Here is a 15,870-nt window from a genome sequence, read left to right on the forward strand (position 1 = left end):
CCCTTCGGGTTCGACGCCACAGCCGGCACATCATCGACAGGCTCCTGACGAACCAACGTGGTGCGCTGGGTCTTGCCGCGCACCATCGGCACCGGGTTCGAAACCAGCGTGTCGCCTGCCTTCAACGGCACCACTGGCACCGCCTTGACCGGCGTCGCCGCACTGCTCAGCAACACCGGCTTGGCGGCCTCCACATGGGTTTCCAGCCGAGGCCCCGTCACCTGCTTGGCCAGCAATTCCAACAACGCCCGCGCCCGCCCGGATTTAACGTGACTGAGCACACGAGCCCCCAATCGCGCCACCACGCCCATCCCACCCAAGACGCGAATCAGCAGTAGATTGATCAGCACCTCACCGGTAATTTCACCCCACAGTTCCGCCATCTCTGGCGGCGGGAGCATGCGCATCCAGCTGACCAGCGCCGACAGGTAGATAAACAGCAGCGGCTCGTCACTGAGCACCAACAAGCCCTGGGCTATCGCATCACTGCCCAGGGTCAGCAGTTCGTCGAGCTCAGTTTGCGAAAGGTAGTGCAGTAGCTTTTCGCTGTTGGGCTTGAGGTCCGCCAGCAGCGCAGACAGCTCGCCAATGTTGTCCCACAGGCTGTAAAGCGCCTTGCCCAATCCACTGACAAAGGCCGCCTCCAGCAGGCGGCGCCGCTCAAGCGGGCGGGCGTCTGTGTAATTTTTCCACTGGGCCTGGAAGGTGTCGGTCCACTCTTTGCGCAGCCGGGCTTCCAACGCTGTGATCACTGAGTGGTAGGACGTATACAGCGCCTTGAGGTGATCCTGGGAAACGTTGGGGTAGAAACTCACCCGGTATTGCTGGTTGCGATCGCACTCGGTGACTTCGAGGATGCCACTGGGGCCGATGGTCTTATGGAGGGGCTCGCCCAGCGGGCCGCCGTTTGGATCAACGCGTTGCACGATCACCGGGGTGTTGCCGATGGGTACGAACCTCGTGCTCTGGAACATATGCACCAGGGTCAAGGTACCCGTGGCCTGGCAGGTGGCGACGGTGCTGCTGGGAAACAGGGAGCGATTGACCGGGGCAACCAGCGCGACGTCATCCCCGACCTTGAACACCTGTTCGACGTCCAGCGCGGAGAAGCTCCAAAAGCTTTTGGCCCACTCGTCAAAGGTGTTCAAGCAATCGCGAAAGTCACGGAAGACGCCCTCGACGTCGACCGTTTCCACGTTCATTGGCGTCAGCGCCAGCCTGCCAATGGCCGGGTTCAAGTGGCGGCCCCGTCAACCGCACGCGTCACGAAAAAAACCATCTGCACTCCCTCGCACTGTTTGATCAGGCGAGGGACTTTGCAGAGGTTTGCCGGGGTGAGGAGTAGAGCTTATCCGGCAGTTGTGTGGGATGTTTCAGTTACTGCCAGGCACTGGGTTCGGCATGCCGACGAACCCCGGTTAGACTTACCTGTCGATATCAGCACTGCCCGGCCCGTCGTTAACCAAGGAAGCCTCATGTATTCAACGCGTCTGCTGCTCTGCCTTATTCCTTTACTGGTACTGGCCGGGTGCTCAACTTCCCGTGGCCCCCAGCAGCCCGAGCGCAGTGAAGCCGAGGTGAAGGCGCAGATCGTGCGCCTGCTGCCGGCCAAGGTTGCGGACCGTAACGGTTGGGCCCAGGACATCTACACTGCGTTCGACACCCAGAAAATCTACCCCAGCACCGAAAACATCTGTGCGGTGCTGGCGGTGACCGAGCAGGAGTCCACCTATCAGGTCGACCCGCCAGTGCCGGGCATGGGCAAGATCGCCCAGGATGAAATCTTGCGCCGTGCCGGCAAGGTGCACGTGCCGGCATTCGTGGTGCGCAGCGCCTTGCAACTGCGCTCGCCCACCGGCAAAACCTACGCCGACCGTTTGAATGCCGCCCGTACGGAAAAGGACCTGAGCGCGATTTTTGACGACTTCATCAGCATGGTGCCCCTGGGCAATACGCTGTTTGGCGGGTTCAACCCGGTACACACTGCTGGCCCCATGCAGGTCAGTATCGACTTTGCGCAGAAACAGGCGCGGGGTTATCCCTACACGGTGGACGGTACGATTCGCCGCGAAGTGTTCACCCGTCGCGGCGGCATGTACTTCGGCATCGCCCACTTGCTCGGTTACCCGGTGAGCTACGATCAGCCGCTGTACCGCTTTGCCGATTTCAACGCCGGTTGGTACGCCAGCCGCAATGCCGCGTTCCAGGCCGCGGTCAGCCGTGTTTCAGGCAAAGAGCTGGCGTTGGATGGGGATTTGATCCGCTATGGCTCATTGCTGCCCGGCACCACCGAGCTGGCGGTGCGTTCACTGGGAGCGAAGTTGGATATGCGCAACCCGAGCATCCGCAGCCAACTGGAGCAGGGCGAGCAGTTGGATTTCGAGGACACCACCTTGTACAAGCGCGTTTTCAGCCTGGCCGACCAGGCGGCCGGCAAGCCGCTGCCTCGGGCGATCCTGCCGGGTATTGTGCTCAAGAGCCCGAAGATCACCCGCAACCTGACCACGGCCTGGTTTGCCAAGCGCGTGGATGAGCGTTACCAGCGCTGCATGAAGCGCTGATCAACCGCGACGCTTGACGAACCGGCGCCACAAGCCCACCCACAACCACACCACCGGGAACGCCAGGATCACGAAGGGCAGCACATAGCTGGCACGTTCCAGGGCGTCTGCGGTGCCGTTCACCAGGTTGTCTCCCAGGTTGCTGAACATCCGGGTGAACCTTGACACCTGGTTGGCGCCGTCGGAGGAGCGGAAGTTCAAGGTCACGCGGTTGGTGTCGAGGCGGCGTTGCTGGCCGGCGGCAACCTGAGCCAGTTCCTGCAGCTCGTTTTCAATGCCGGCTTGCTCTTTGCTCAGGACGATCAGGTCGCTGACGGTGATGTCCTTGCGCTTGGCCAGTTCATCGAGGCGTTGCTGCTGAGCTTGCAGGCGGTCCTGGCGGCGGCGCACATCCGCCACGGCATCGGCCAGGTCTTCGGCAGTGGTGATGCGCTGGCCGAGCTTACCGCCTTCGGCCGCCAGGGCGACCATCGGCTCCACACCCGTGGGCGCGATCCGCAGGATGATCTGGCCGCCTTGGCCGTCTTCGGTGATGCCAAGGATATTGCAGGCACCAAAGCGCGCCGTTTCACACGCCTCACGAGTGGCCTGCATACGCGGCGCAAGCAGGGCGCCGGGCAGGGCCAGGGTCAATTCATGCTCATAGGCCAGTTGCGCCCCGGCCTTGCCCTGTTCGCCATTGATGACGGTGGCGCGAGAGTGGTCCGTGGGGGAACAACCGGCCAAGGCCAGGCCGGCAAGCAAGATCAACAGCGGCGCGCGAAGCGGGTGGGAGTTGCCGTCCAGGTGGCGCATGGCGTTTCCTTGAAATGTGCAGGAGAAATTGGCCGAGATTAAAGCGGGTCTGGCCCATTAACGCAAAGCATTGCCCGGGATTTGCCCGGCTGATGGTGGTGGCTGTCGGGTCGGGGCTGGCGTACACCTCAGGCCTCACCCCAGGGAAGCATCCGCCATGAACGCTCAGACTGTCCCCCAAGGCTTTGTCCCGTTGCCGCGCAGCAGTCCGTTGCTGGAACTGCTCGGCCCGGCGTATTGCCGTGGCGAAGGTTTGCAATTGGAAGTCGGCTTGCGCGCCGATCATCGTCACGCCAATGGGCGCGGTACGGTACATGGCGGGGTGCTGGCGACGCTGGCCGATATCGGCATGGGGTACGCCATGGCGTTTTCCAGTGAGCCGCCGTTGCCGTTGATTACCGCCAGCATGACCGTGGATTACCTGGGCGCCGTGCAGGTAGGGGAGTGGATGGTGGTGCGTCTGGAAAGCCACAAGCGCGGACGGCAGATGGCGTTCGCCACGTTGAGTTTGCAGGTGGTGGAGCGGGTGGTGCTGCGGGCGAGCGCGGTGTTCGCGGTGCCGCAAGCTGACAGGCAGTGAGATCAAATGTGGGAGCTGGCTTGCCTGCGATAGCGGTGTGTCAGTTAGCAATGGTCTGACTGATAGACCGCTATCGCAGGCAAGCCAGCTCCCACATTTTGATCGAGTTCATTCAGGGGGATCGATAAAAGAAAAGGCCTGGCTTTTCGTGGAGCCAGGCCTTTTCTATGTTGCTCTATTGGCGTGGGGCTGCTACGCAGCCCAACTGGAGCAAGCTCCCTCGCCACAATAGCGATCCGATTCAGTTGCGTTCGAGCGCCAGGGCGACACCTTGGCCGCCGCCGATGCACAGCGTTGCCAAACCTTTCTTGGCATCGCGCTTGATCATTTCGTGCAGCAGGGTCACCAGTACGCGGCAGCCTGAAGCACCGATCGGGTGGCCGATGGCGATGGCGCCGCCGTTGACGTTGACCTTCTGGGCGTCCCACTCCAGCTCTTTGCCCACCGCCAGTGATTGCGCGGCGAAGGCTTCGTTGGCCTCGATCAGGTCCAGGTCCGCAAGCTGCCAGCCGGCCTTGTCCAGGCAGCGGCGGGTGGCCGAGACCGGGCCGATGCCCATGATGGCCGGGTCGACGCCCGCGTTGGCGTAGCTGGCGATACGCGCCAGTACGGGCAGGCCGAGTGCCTTGGCTTTGTCGGCGCTCATCAGCAGCACGGCCGCAGCGCCGTCGTTCAGGCTGGAGGCGTTGCCGGCGGTGACGCTGCCGTCTTTCTTGAACGCAGGCTTGAGCTTGGCAAGGGATTCGGCGGTGGTGCCGGCGCGGGGTTGTTCGTCCACCGCGAAGGCCACCGGGTCGCCTTTGCGCTGGGGAATCAGGATTGGCGTGATCTCATCGGCAAAGCGTCCGGCTTCGATAGCGGCGGCAGCTTTTTGCTGGGAGGCGGCGGCAAAGGCGTCCTGAGCTTCGCGGCTGATGCCGTACTTGTCCACCAGGTTCTCGGCGGTGATGCCCATGTGGTAATCGTTGAACGCATCCCACAGGCCGTCGGTAATCATGCTGTCGATCATCTTCGCGTGGCCCATGCGCAACCCGGTGCGTGCGGCAGGCAGTACGTACGGGGCCAGGCTCATGTTCTCCATGCCACCGGCAATGATCACCTCGGCGTCGCCGCAACGAATGGCCTGGGCGCCCAGGTGCAGGGCCTTGAGGCCCGAACCGCAGACCTTGTTCAGAGTCAGGCTCGGCACGGCATGGGGCAGGCCGGCAAGGATCGAAGCCTGGCGCGCCGGGTTCTGGCCGCTGCCTGCGGTGAGCACCTGGCCGAGGATCACCTCATCCACTTGCGCCGGGTCCAGGCCGGTCTGCTCCAGCAGGCGACGGATCACGGCGGCGCCCAGTTCCGGGGCCGGAATGTTCGCCAGCGAACCTTGGAAGCTGCCCACGGCGGTGCGGGTGGCAGCAACAATCACGACGTCTTGCATGGAATCTGTCCTCACTGGAAGTGCATTTCTGGAACGTGGTCCGGGACGATCAGTTTACCGGCGGTCTTGCTCACAATCTCTTCAACGCTGACGCCAGGTGCGCGTTCCTTGAGGACAAAAGCGCCATTTTCGATTTCCAGGTACGCCAGATCCGTGAGCACACGCTTGATGCAGTTGGCACCGGTCAGCGGCAGGCTGCATTGGCTGAGCAACTTGGACTCACCGTCTTTGGATGCGTGAGTCATGATCACAATGATGTTTTCTGCGCCGGCCACCAGGTCCATGGCACCGCCCATGCCCTTGACCAGCTTGCCGGGAATCATCCACGAAGCGATGTTGCCCTGTACGTCCACTTCGAATGCGCCCAGTACGGTGAGGTCGACATGCCCACCGCGAATCATCGCGAACGACTCGGCGGAAGAGAAGATCGAGGCGCCGATGCGTGCGGTGACGGTCTGCTTGCCGGCGTTGATCATGTCGGCGTCGATGGTTTCTTCGGTCGGGAACGGGCCCATGCCAAGCAGGCCGTTTTCCGATTGCAGCATCACTTCCATGCCGTCGGGGATGTAGTTGGCCACCAGGGTCGGAATGCCAATACCGAGGTTCACGTAGTAACCGTCCTGCATCTCGCGGGCAACGCGTTGAGCCATTTGTTCGCGGGTAAGCGCCATGATTGTTTCCTCTTGTTGTTCTGGACGGGGATTATTTGCGGACGGTGCGCTGTTCAATGCGCTTTTCGAAGGTGCCGCAGATGATCCGGTCGACGTAGATGCCAGGGGTGTGGATCTGCGCCGGGTCCAGCTCGCCCGGTTCGACGATTTCCTCGACTTCGACCACGGTGATCTTGCCGGCGGTGGCGGCCAGCGGGTTGAAGTTCTGGGCGGTGTGACGGTAGATAACGTTACCGAAGTGGTCGGCTTTCCAGCCTTTGACGATGGCAAAGTCGCCGGTGATGGACTCTTCCATCAGATACGGGCGACCCTTGAATTCGCGGGTCTCCTTGCCTTCGGCAACGGGGGTGCCGACACCGGTGGCGGTAAAGAAGGCCGGGATGCCGGCACCGCCTGCGCGCATTTTTTCTGCCAGGGTGCCTTGAGGGGTAAGCACCACCTCAATCTCGCCGCTGAGCAGTTGTTTCTCGAAGAGGGCGTTTTCACCCACGTAGGAAGCGATCACTTTGCTGATCTGCTTCTGTTCCAGCAGCACGCCCAGGCCGAAGCCATCGACGCCGCAGTTGTTGGAAACCACCGTCAGGTCGCGGGTGCCTTTGCGCTTGATTTCGGCAATGAGGTTTTCCGGAATGCCACACAGGCCAAAACCACCGGAGAGCACGGTCATGCCGTCTTCCAGGCCTGCCAGCGCTTCTTCATAGGACGCCACGCGTTTATCGAAACCTGCCATATGCACCTCTTTTATTGTTTGTGGTCCAGCCAGTAAGTCGAGTGTTGCGCCAGCGGATTGATTTGTTAAGTTGTTTTTTAAGGTTGATTGATTTAGAAAACAGCATAGTCCAATCGTCGTCCGGAGCTGCGTCATGACCGTTAAACAGATGCGTGCCTTTCTCGCCGTCGCGCAAAGCCTGAGTTTTGCCGCGGCCTGTGAGCGTTTGCACCTCTCTCAATCGGCGTTGAGCTTGACCATCAAGGGCCTGGAAGAAGGCTTGGGCGGGCGCCTGTTCAGCCGTAATACGCGTAACGTCGCGCTGACCCCTGAAGGCGAGTCCCTGCTGCCCCTGGCCCGCCGGCTGATTGCCGATTGGGACAACGCCGAAGACGAGCTGCGCCAGCGTTTTACCTTGCAACGCGGGCGCGTCACGGTGGCCGCTATGCCGTCGTTCGCCGGCAACCTGTTGCCGCCGATCCTGAAGATATTCCGCGCCCGTTACCCTCAGGTGAACGTGACGGTGCATGACCTGATCAATGAGCAGGTGCTGGAGATGGTGCGCGACCGTCAGGTGGAGCTCGGGGTGGCGTTCGAGCCGTCCGATGGTTCGTCATTGGCGTTCACGCCGTTGTACCTGGATCGCTTTGTCGCCGTGGTCCCGGGGGATTCACCCTTGGCACAGCGTGCTGAAATCGACTGGAAAGCCTTGTTGGAGCAGCCGTTCATCACCCTGCAGCGGCCTTCCACTGTGCGGGTGATGCTGGAAGAACACCTCGGCGCCTTGCAGATGAAATTGCCCGTTGCCTTGGAAAGCCATCAACTGGCGACGGTGGGCAAGATGGTTGCCAGCGGTTTGGGGGTTAGTGCAGTGCCAGCGTTATGCGCCAGGCAGATGGAGGAGGCGGGAGCCCATTGCATTACCTTGACTGGCCCGGTGATCGAGCGGCCGATTGGGGTGCTGACCAAGCCGGGGCATGAACTGTCGGCGGCGGCGCAGGTGTTGTTTGATATCTTTCGGGATGAGGCGGGGAAGGGCAGGTTTCCAACTTTTTAAATCAGTAAATACAAATGTGGGAGCTGGCAAGCCAACTCCCACATTGATTGAGCACTACTTAGTAGTAACGGTCGATCACTTTAACTTGCGAGCTGTCTTTGAAAGACGCCCAGGCATTGTTAAGTGTGTCGAACACTTGCTCGATAAAGTTGCGATCAGCGGCGGCCTTCTTGCCGACATAACCCTGGCCACGGCGGTACATCTTCAGGCGCGCCGCCAGCTCACGGTTGTTACGGTCAAACTCGGCTTCTTCGGTATGGGGCGCCAGGCAGTCAATTTGCACTTCGCCCGATTTGCCAATCCACAGGATATGGTCGTCGAGTGTGTCTTTCTGCGCTGCGAACATCTCAGCCAATTCATCGATAGTTGGTTGGTTGTTCAGATTCATGTGTAAGCCCCTTGACCAGTTGGCGATCTATCAGTTGATTCGTTAATACCAGTAAGTTGTCTCCGGTCACTAAAACCGGGCGTCAGCGACGGGCTGCCGAATATGGGCAGGGTCTTGAAGCTGATGCATGTAGTCTTGCTGATGAACTGCTACGCAATGCTCTGATTGCGAAGACAAGCCGCGTTTGAGCGCCTTGTACCTGCCCCTTCCGGGGCCGGTCAGCTTCATCGATCTGCCTTGTGGGCAGTGCACATCCGGAAAAACAGCTCGGCGGTCAGACGAGCCTGTTCGAAACGCTTGTTACCAACGCTCCCGATCCGAGAGACGTCTAGATCATGCAAGGACAAAAAGGTTACGTCAACGGTTATGTAGTGATTATTTTTGCTCACTACATAAATTGCCGTGGGGACGGGGGAATGCGCGAAAACGTGACTTGGGCGTCATTTTTTGTGCGGTGGGTCGCAGGGTTTTGGTGGCGAGTTTACGCAGATCCCCTGTGGGAGCTGGCTTGCCTGCGATGGCGATGTGTCAGTGAGTACATGTTCGCCTGACACACTGCTATCGCAGGCAAGCCAGCTCCCAGATGTTGATGCGTCGCTATCTCAATCTCTCGGACAGTAAGGGTAATAGCCGCTCGCACGAGGCCTGGATCTTCACCTGCAGCAGCTCATCCCCCCGAGTTTTGCCCAGGTTGATGGCAATCACCGGCTTACCCTGTTCAACCATCGCCTTGCACAGGCGAAACGCCGAATAGGCCATCAGCGACGACCCCACCACCAACAGCCCTTCGGCATGCTCTACCGCCGTCATTGCCTTGAGCGCCGTCGCCGGCGCGACGTTTTCGCCAAAGAACACCACATCCGGTTTCAGCCGTTCGCCATTGCAGTGCGGGCAGCGGGGTACCTGGAAGTGCTGTTCAAACGCCGGATCAAGCAAGGTGTCGCCATCCGGCGCTTGCACCGCATGAACCTGTGCCATGTGCGGGTTATCGACCTCCATCTGCCGCTGGATCACGTCGCGCTCGCTGCGCAGTTGGCAATCCAGGCACAGCACCCGATGCAAGCTGCCATGCAGCTCGATCACATCCTGGCTGCCGGCCTGGTCATGCAGGGTGTCGACGTTCTGCGTGATTAGCCCGCTGATATGGCCACGGTGCTGCAGCGTCGCGAGCGCCAGGTGGGCCTTGTTCGGCTGGGCAATGCGCACCCGTGGCCACCCCAGCATCGCCCGCGCCCAGTAGCGGCGCCGCGCCTCGGGAGTGGCGAGGAACTCCTGGTACATCATCGGTGGCTTGCCCCGGCGTACACCTTCCCCGTCCCGGTAATCCGGGATACCCGAAGATGTACTTATCCCTGCGCCGGTCAGCACCAGGAAACGCCGGCCGGACATGGCTCGGTGCAGAGTATCGAGGTGGTCTTCCTGATGGTCCAGCGTGTCGAGCATGGGTTCCCCCTATTCGCCGCGGATGTACTGTTCCAGTTGCTGGATCAAGGCCGCTTGTTCGGCAATTGCTTCCTTGACCAGGTCACCGATAGACAGCAGGCCCAGCAGTTTGCCGTCTTCGACCACCGGCAGGTGGCGCAGGTGACTGTCGGTCATGATGTTCATGCATTCCTCGACACTCTTGTGAGTATCCACAGTGATCACCGGCGAGCTCATCACCTCATGGACCTTGGTGGTAACTGACGAGAGGCCCTTGAGCATGATTTTACGTGCGTAATCCCGTTCACTGATGATGCCGACCACCACGTCATCCCTGACCACTGGCAAGGCACCGACGTTTTTCTCCGACATCCGCACCAGCGCTTCAAATACGGTGTGGTCCCATTTGATCGTGTGGACATCCTGGTTTTTCTGGTCCTTGGCTTTCAGCAGTTGTGCGACGGTCTTCATGGCGGCCACTCCGGTGTTGTTGTTGGTAGTCCAGATCCCCTACAGAATCCTAGACCGAACCCGCCGGAGCAAGGGCCAATGCGGCGTTAAACCTGTCGAAAAACGTCATGTGCCAGTCTTTTTTGGTATTTATCCCGCATTTGCCGGCTTTTTTCCGTGCTTGGGGTTGGTGCCAGCTTTACGTGGGGCGGCCTTGCGCTTCTTTTTCCACGGCGTCGCACCTCGGCCAGCCGGGCTGGCGGGGCCAGTGATAGTCATGCGCATGCCGTTACAGCGTGCCACCTGCTTGCTCATCCAAGCCGCTTGCTTGGCGACGAATTCCTCCAGGCTCATTTCGCCGCTTTGTACCATGTCCAGTGCCTGTTCCCAGATGGCGGTGGTGCCGGGGTCGGCGATGGCGCGGGGCACCGCGTCGATCAGGCTGAACGCGGCCGGGGTTGCCGACAGGGCCTTGCCGTTTTTCACCAGATAACCGCGATCCAGCAAGCCCTGGATGATCCCGGCGCGGGTGGCCTCGGTGCCGATGCCAGTGGTGTCCTTGAGTTTTTGCTTGAGCAACGGGTCCTCCACCAGCTTGGCGACGTTTTTCATGGCCTTGATCAGGTCGCCTTCGGTAAAGGGCTTGGGCGGCTGGGTCCACAGGTCTTTGAGGTTGACCTTGGCCACGGCATAGTCGTGGCCCTGCACCAGCGTCGGCAAAGCTTGGGGCGCAGGCGCTTCGCGACCTTTGGCGGGTGCCAGCGCTTCGGGCAAGGCGCGTTTCCAGCCCGGTTCAATAATGACTTTGCCCACCGCGCGCAGCGCCTGGCCGGCACAGTCGAAATCGGCCTGGGTGCGGTCGTATTCATGGTTGGGCAGGAACTGCGCCAGGTAGCGCGCACGAATCAGCGTATAGACCGCACGGTGCTTGCCGGTCAGTTGGCTGAGCTCCTTGCCGGCTCCGGTGGGGATGATGCCGTGGTGGGCGCTGACTTTCGCGTCGTTCCAGGCCCGCGAACGGCGCCGAGGGTCGATGTGCGACATCAGCTCGTTGACCGCCGTGTCCGCACGGCCCAGCGCCGCAAGGATCTTCGGCGCTTCACTGTGCTGGCTCAATGGCAGGTAGCCGCAATCGCTGCGCGGGTAGGTGATGGCCTTGTGGGTTTCGTACAGGGATTGGGCGATATCCAGGGTTTCCTGGGCACCCAGGCCGAGCTTCTTCGAACAGATCTCCTGCAAGGTGCCGAGGTCGAAGGGCAGGGGCGCCACTTCGCGCATGCGCTCGGTACGCAGCTTCACCAGCCGCGCCGTGGCGGCGTTGAGCATGGCGTCGGCGGTGTCCCGCGCCAGTTGCGGGTTGAGGCAACGGCCCTGGTCGTCACAGGCATCCTCAGGGGCGCGCCATTGGGCGGTGAAGGTCATGTGCTCGTGGCGCAGGTCGACATCAATGGCCCAGTAGGCCACCGGCACGAAGTCGGCAATGCTGCGATCACGGTCCACCACCAGGCGCAGGGTCGGGGTTTGCACCCGGCCTACCGGGAGTACGCCCTGGTAACCGGATTGGCGCCCCAGCAGGGTAAACAGGCGGCTCATGTTCATACCTATCAGCCAGTCGGCGCGCGAGCGCCCCAGGGCCGAGTGATACAGGCTGAAGGTTTCTGCACCGGGTTTGAGCGCCGCCAAGGCCTTGCGAATGGAGGCGTCGTCAAGTGCCGACAGCCACAACCGCTGGATCGGCCCGCGGTAGCGGCAGTGTTCCACCAGTTCACGGGCGATCATCTCGCCTTCACGGTCGGCGTCGGTGGCGATCACCAGTTCCTGGGCTTCCCCCAGCAAGCGCTTGACGGCCTTGTATTGGCTGGCTGTCTTGGGCTTGACCAGCATCTTCCATTTATCCGGGACGATCGGCAGGTCTGCCAGCACCCAGCGTTTGTATTTGGCGTCGTAGGCGTCGGGCGGGGCGGTTTCCAGCAGGTGGCCGATACACCAGGTGACCGTGACTCCATTACCCAGCCAGCACCCATCGCCGCGGCGGCTGGCACCGAGCACGGCCGCGATATCCTTGGCCTGGGAGGGTTTTTCACAGAGGTACAGCCGCATGGTCATCACATCAGATCGGGTTGATGCCTTGCAGGATGCTTATTTGAAGGGGTTTGAGCAACCATTATCTGTATGGATGTACAGCAATTTGTGTGGGTGCCATACGCCGCTGTAGGAGCGAGCTTGCTCGCGAAGGTCGTTAACGATGACACGGGGCGCCTGGTGCCCCGCGTTGCTCTCAGGTTCTTCGCGAGCAAGCTCGCTCCTACAGGGCAGAGGTATCAGTTGTTTTCGATATCCACATGCCGGGTTTCCTTGAGGCAGAACAATCCGACGATCAGGCTCACGCCCGTCACCACCACCGGGTACCACAACCCATAGAAGATATCGCCGGTATACACCACCAAGGCAAACGACACCGTCGGCAGGAACCCGCCAAACCAACCGTTACCGATGTGGTAGGGCAGGGACATCGAGGTGTAGCGGATGCGCGTCGGAAACAGCTCCACCATCAGCGCTGCCAAGGGCCCGTAGCACATAGCAGCGATGAAGATCAGCACCACGATCAGCACCACCACCATCAGCTTGTTGACTTGGGCCACATCTGCCGATGACGGGTAACCGGCCAGAGCCACAGCGCCCCGCAGGGCCGCTTCATCAAAGCCGTCGATACGCACATCGCCGACGCTCACTTGCACCGGGCTGCCCACAGGGGCGGCGGCGCTGCTGTAGGGCAGACCCTGTTTGACCAGGAAGGTCTTGACCTTGTCGCACGGGCTGTCAAAACGGGCCTTGCCCACCGGGTCGAACTGGAAGGTGCAGGTGGCCGGGTCGGCCAGTACGGTGATCGGCGCCTGTCGGCTGGCCTGGTCCATTGCCGGGTTGGTGTAGTGCGCCAGGCCCTTGAAGATCGGGAAGTACAGGGCGGTCGCCAGCAGCAGGCCGAGCATCAGCACTGGCTTGCGCCCGACCTTGTCCGACAGCCAACCAAACAGGATAAAGAACGGCGCGCCAATTACCACGCTGATGATCAACAGCATATTGGCCAGGGCCGGGTCCATGCGCAGGAATTGGGTGAGGAAGAACAGCACATAAAACTGCGCCGCGTAGAAGGTCACCGCCTGCCCGCCGTTGATACTGAACAGCGCGATCAGCACCACCTTGAGGTTTTCCCATTTGCCGAAGGACTCGCGAATCGGCGCCTTGCAGGCCTTGCCTTCCTCTTTCATCTTCAAGAAGGCGGGCGATTCGTGCAGGCTCATGCGGATCCAGGTCGAGATGCCCAGCAGCACGATGGAAAACAGGAACGGAATGCGCCAGCCCCACACTTCGAACTGATCGCCGGTGAAGTAACGGCAGGCCAGCACCACCAGCAGCGACAGCAGCAGGCCGAGGGTGGCGGTGGATTGAATCCAGCTGGTGTGCAGGCCGCGCTTGCCCGGTGGCGCATGCTCGGCCACGTAGGTGGCGGCGCCACCGTACTCACCGCCCAGCGCCAGACCCTGCAGCATGCGCAGCACAATGAGGATGATCGGCGCAGCAATGCCGATGCTGGCGTAGGTCGGCAGCAACCCGACGCAGAAGGTTGCCACGCCCATCAGGATGATGGTCACGAGGAAGGTGTACTTGCGCCCGATCATATCGCCCAGGCGGCCGAACACCAGCGCACCGAATGGCCGCACTACAAAGCCTGCGGCAAAGGCCATCAAGGCAAAGATAAACGCCGTGGTGTCGTTGACCCCGGCAAAGAACTGCTTGCTGATCACCGCCGCCAGGGCGCCGTAGAGAAAAAAGTCATACCACTCGAACACCGTCCCCAAGGAGGAGGCGAAGATGACCTTTCTTGATTCGTTGGCGGTACTTGCACTGGCCGCCGAGCCCAGGGGTTGAGCATGTTCTGACATCGGGTGTCCCTCACAGTGATTATTTATTGTTGTTCCACTGTCGGCGCTGACCTCGGCGCCGCTATTTTTTCAACGTCTTCAATATCGTTAATGATTACGCGGGGTGCCTTGTAGTGCGCGGTGCCGTTGGGTTTTTCGCGAGCAAGCTCGCTCCTACAGTGTTTGGGGACAGGATCAGCTGCGCGGCCTTCTCCGCGATCATCAGCGTGGGTGAGCAGGTATTGCCGGAGGTGATGCGCGGCATGATCGACGCATCGGCAATGCGCAGGCCGGGAATGCCGTGTACGCGCAGCTGGCTGTCGACCACGGCATCTTTGTCATCGCCCATGCGGCAGGTGCCCACCGGATGGAAAATCGTGGTGCCGATCCGTGCAGCGGCCTCGTGCAGTTGTTCTTCAGTTCGCAGGGCTTCGCCGGGCAGGTATTCCACCGGTTTGAACTGGCTCAGGGCCGGAGCGGCGACGATGCGCCGGGTCAGGCGAATAGCGTCGGCGGCCACGCGCAAGTCTTCGGGGTGGCTGAGGTAATTAGGCTGTATCAGCGGCGCATCCGCCGGGTTGGTCGAACGGATATCCACCCGGCCGCGACTTTGGGGGCGCAGGTCGCAGACCGATGCGGTAAACGCCGGGAAGCCGTGCAACGGTTCGCCAAAGCGTTCCAGGGACAGTGGCTGCACATGGTATTGCAGGTTGGCCGAGGTCTGCTCCGGGCCGGAGCGGGCAAACGCGCCAAGCTGGCTGGGCGCCATCGACAGCGGGCCGCTGCGGTCGTACAGGTAGCGCAGGCCCATGCCCATCTTGCCCCACAATGTGCCGGCGATCTGGTTCAGGGTGCGGGCATTTTCCAGCTTGTAGATCAGGCGCAGTTGCAGGTGATCTTGCAGGTTGCCGCCAACGCCTGGCAGCTCGTGCACCACGTTGATACCCAGCGGCTTGAGCACATGGGAAGGGCCGATCCCTGAGCGTTGCAGAATGCCCGGCGAACCCACCGAGCCGGCGCACAGTACGATCTCTTTGCGCGCCTTCCAGCTCAGTGCCTGGCCGTGTTGGCGTCCCAGTACCTGCGAGGCACGACCGTTTTCCAGTAGCACACGCTCAACCTCTACCTCAGTCAGCACGGTGAGGTTGGGGCGCTGGCGGATCGGCTTGAGGAACGCCTTGGCCGCATTCCAGCGCACACCGGCTTTCTGGTTGACCTGGAAGTAACCGCAGCCCTCGTTGTCGCCCTGGTTGAAGTCATTGATATTGGCGATGCCGCTTTGGGCAGCCGCTTCACGAAACGCATCGAGGATCGGCCACGACAGGCGCTGTTGCTCGACGCGCCACTCACCGCCCTCGTTGTGGAATTCAGAGCCGCCGGCAAAATGGTTTTCGCTCTGTTTGAACAGCGGCAGTACGTCTTTCCAAGCCCAGCCCGCGTTGCCCGCCGCCGCCCAGCCATCGTAGTCCTGGGCCTGGCCACGCATGTAGATCATGCCGTTGATGGACGAGCAGCCGCCCAGCACTTTGCCCCGTGGGTAACTCAAGGCGCGCCCCTGCAGGCCGGCTTGAGGTTGGGTCTTGAAGCACCAGTCGGTGCGTGGGTTGCCGATGCAGAACAGATAGCCGACGGGGATATGGATCCAGGGGTAGTTGTCGCGGCCACCGGCTTCCAGCAGCAGGACACGGTGAGCCGGGTTGACGGACAGACGATTGGCCAGCAGGCATCCGGCAGGGCCGGCGCCGACGACGATGTAATCGTATTCAGCAGTTGCATTGGGCATCTGGGGTCTCGCTTGTTTTTCTTATTGGGCCCATCCTAGTTGTTAGTTTTCGTCTTAAAAATGTTAGTTTTTACCCACCCGCTGTGCGTTTTTAAACAGCGCCGGCGG

13 protein-coding genes and 1 pseudogene are annotated in these 15,870 nt (G+C 61.1%); 3 read left to right on the forward strand and 11 right to left on the reverse strand.

Annotated elements, in window-relative coordinates:
- Nucleotides 1–1,238: pseudogene (locus GIW79_RS13520) on the reverse strand (type IV secretion protein Rhs); the annotation flags it as partial.
- A gap of 237 nt (nt 1,239–1,475) precedes the next feature.
- On the opposite strand from GIW79_RS13520, the gene GIW79_RS13525 reads away from it, so the two are divergent.
- Nucleotides 1,476–2,561: a DUF1615 domain-containing protein gene (locus GIW79_RS13525; RefSeq protein ID WP_236453161.1), complete on the forward strand. Its 1,086-nt coding sequence runs from the start codon at nt 1,476–1,478 to the stop codon at nt 2,559–2,561.
- Here GIW79_RS13525 and GIW79_RS13530 read toward each other — a convergent pair whose 3' ends face one another.
- Complete coding sequence (locus GIW79_RS13530; protein WP_236453163.1) at nt 2,562–3,356, reverse strand: DUF4349 domain-containing protein; 795 nt, start codon at nt 3,354–3,356, stop codon at nt 2,562–2,564.
- Nucleotides 3,357–3,513: 157 nt separating this feature from the next.
- Here GIW79_RS13530 and GIW79_RS13535 point away from each other — a divergent pair, with 157 nt between their 5' ends.
- Nucleotides 3,514–3,936: a PaaI family thioesterase gene (locus GIW79_RS13535; RefSeq protein ID WP_054895767.1), complete on the forward strand. Its 423-nt coding sequence runs from the start codon at nt 3,514–3,516 to the stop codon at nt 3,934–3,936.
- A gap of 241 nt (nt 3,937–4,177) precedes the next feature.
- On the opposite strand, the gene GIW79_RS13540 is transcribed toward GIW79_RS13535, so the two are convergent.
- From GIW79_RS13540 to GIW79_RS13550, 3 genes are read right to left on the reverse strand one after another with little or no spacing between them, the layout of a single operon-like run.
- Complete coding sequence (locus GIW79_RS13540) at nt 4,178–5,359, reverse strand: acetyl-CoA C-acetyltransferase (protein ID WP_003190325.1); 1,182 nt, start codon at nt 5,357–5,359, stop codon at nt 4,178–4,180.
- 11 nt (nt 5,360–5,370) lie between these two features.
- Entirely contained in the window at nt 5,371–6,030 is a 660-nt protein-coding gene (locus GIW79_RS13545; RefSeq protein ID WP_005786928.1) for a CoA transferase subunit B, read from the reverse strand.
- Nucleotides 6,031–6,061: 31 nt separating this feature from the next.
- Nucleotides 6,062–6,760: a CoA transferase subunit A gene (locus GIW79_RS13550; RefSeq protein ID WP_003190329.1), complete on the reverse strand. Its 699-nt coding sequence runs from the start codon at nt 6,758–6,760 to the stop codon at nt 6,062–6,064.
- 133 nt (nt 6,761–6,893) lie between these two features.
- On the opposite strand from GIW79_RS13550, the gene GIW79_RS13555 reads away from it, so the two are divergent.
- The gene (locus tag GIW79_RS13555; protein ID WP_034127061.1) at nt 6,894–7,796 is read left to right on the forward strand and encodes a LysR family transcriptional regulator; all 903 of its coding nucleotides are present in this window, start codon (nt 6,894–6,896) and stop codon (nt 7,794–7,796) included.
- Nucleotides 7,797–7,854: 58 nt separating this feature from the next.
- Here the strand turns inward: GIW79_RS13555 and GIW79_RS13560 are convergent, their stop codons facing one another.
- The 6 genes from GIW79_RS13560 to GIW79_RS13585 all read right to left on the reverse strand — a co-directional run bounded on the left by GIW79_RS13560 (nt 7,855) and on the right by GIW79_RS13585 (nt 15,762).
- On the reverse strand, nt 7,855–8,184 hold the full coding sequence (locus GIW79_RS13560) for a hypothetical protein (RefSeq protein WP_003190335.1): 330 nt from the start codon (nt 8,182–8,184) through the stop codon (nt 7,855–7,857).
- 597 nt (nt 8,185–8,781) lie between these two features.
- Entirely contained in the window at nt 8,782–9,627 is an 846-nt protein-coding gene (locus GIW79_RS13565) for an NAD-dependent protein deacetylase (RefSeq protein WP_236453165.1), read from the reverse strand.
- A 9-nt stretch (nt 9,628–9,636) separates the two neighbouring features.
- Nucleotides 9,637–10,077: a CBS domain-containing protein gene (locus tag GIW79_RS13570; RefSeq protein ID WP_034127063.1), complete on the reverse strand. Its 441-nt coding sequence runs from the start codon at nt 10,075–10,077 to the stop codon at nt 9,637–9,639.
- Nucleotides 10,078–10,206: 129 nt separating this feature from the next.
- Nucleotides 10,207–12,156, reverse strand: a complete 1,950-nt coding sequence (locus tag GIW79_RS13575) for a DNA topoisomerase III (RefSeq protein WP_236453169.1) — start codon at nt 12,154–12,156, stop codon at nt 10,207–10,209.
- Nucleotides 12,157–12,377: 221 nt separating this feature from the next.
- Nucleotides 12,378–14,000, reverse strand: coding sequence for an MFS transporter (locus GIW79_RS13580; RefSeq protein ID WP_072448755.1), 1,623 nt, complete (start codon nt 13,998–14,000; stop codon nt 12,378–12,380).
- 94 nt (nt 14,001–14,094) lie between these two features.
- Nucleotides 14,095–15,762 (reverse strand): GMC family oxidoreductase, encoded by a 1,668-nt coding sequence (locus GIW79_RS13585; protein ID WP_236453172.1) that lies wholly within the window; start codon nt 15,760–15,762, stop codon nt 14,095–14,097.
- Nucleotides 15,763–15,870: the final 108 nt, after the last annotated feature.

It is taken from the genome of Pseudomonas sp. PA-7-1E (assembly GCF_021605325.1).
GTDB lineage: Bacteria > Pseudomonadota > Gammaproteobacteria > Pseudomonadales > Pseudomonadaceae > Aquipseudomonas > Aquipseudomonas fluorescens_BV.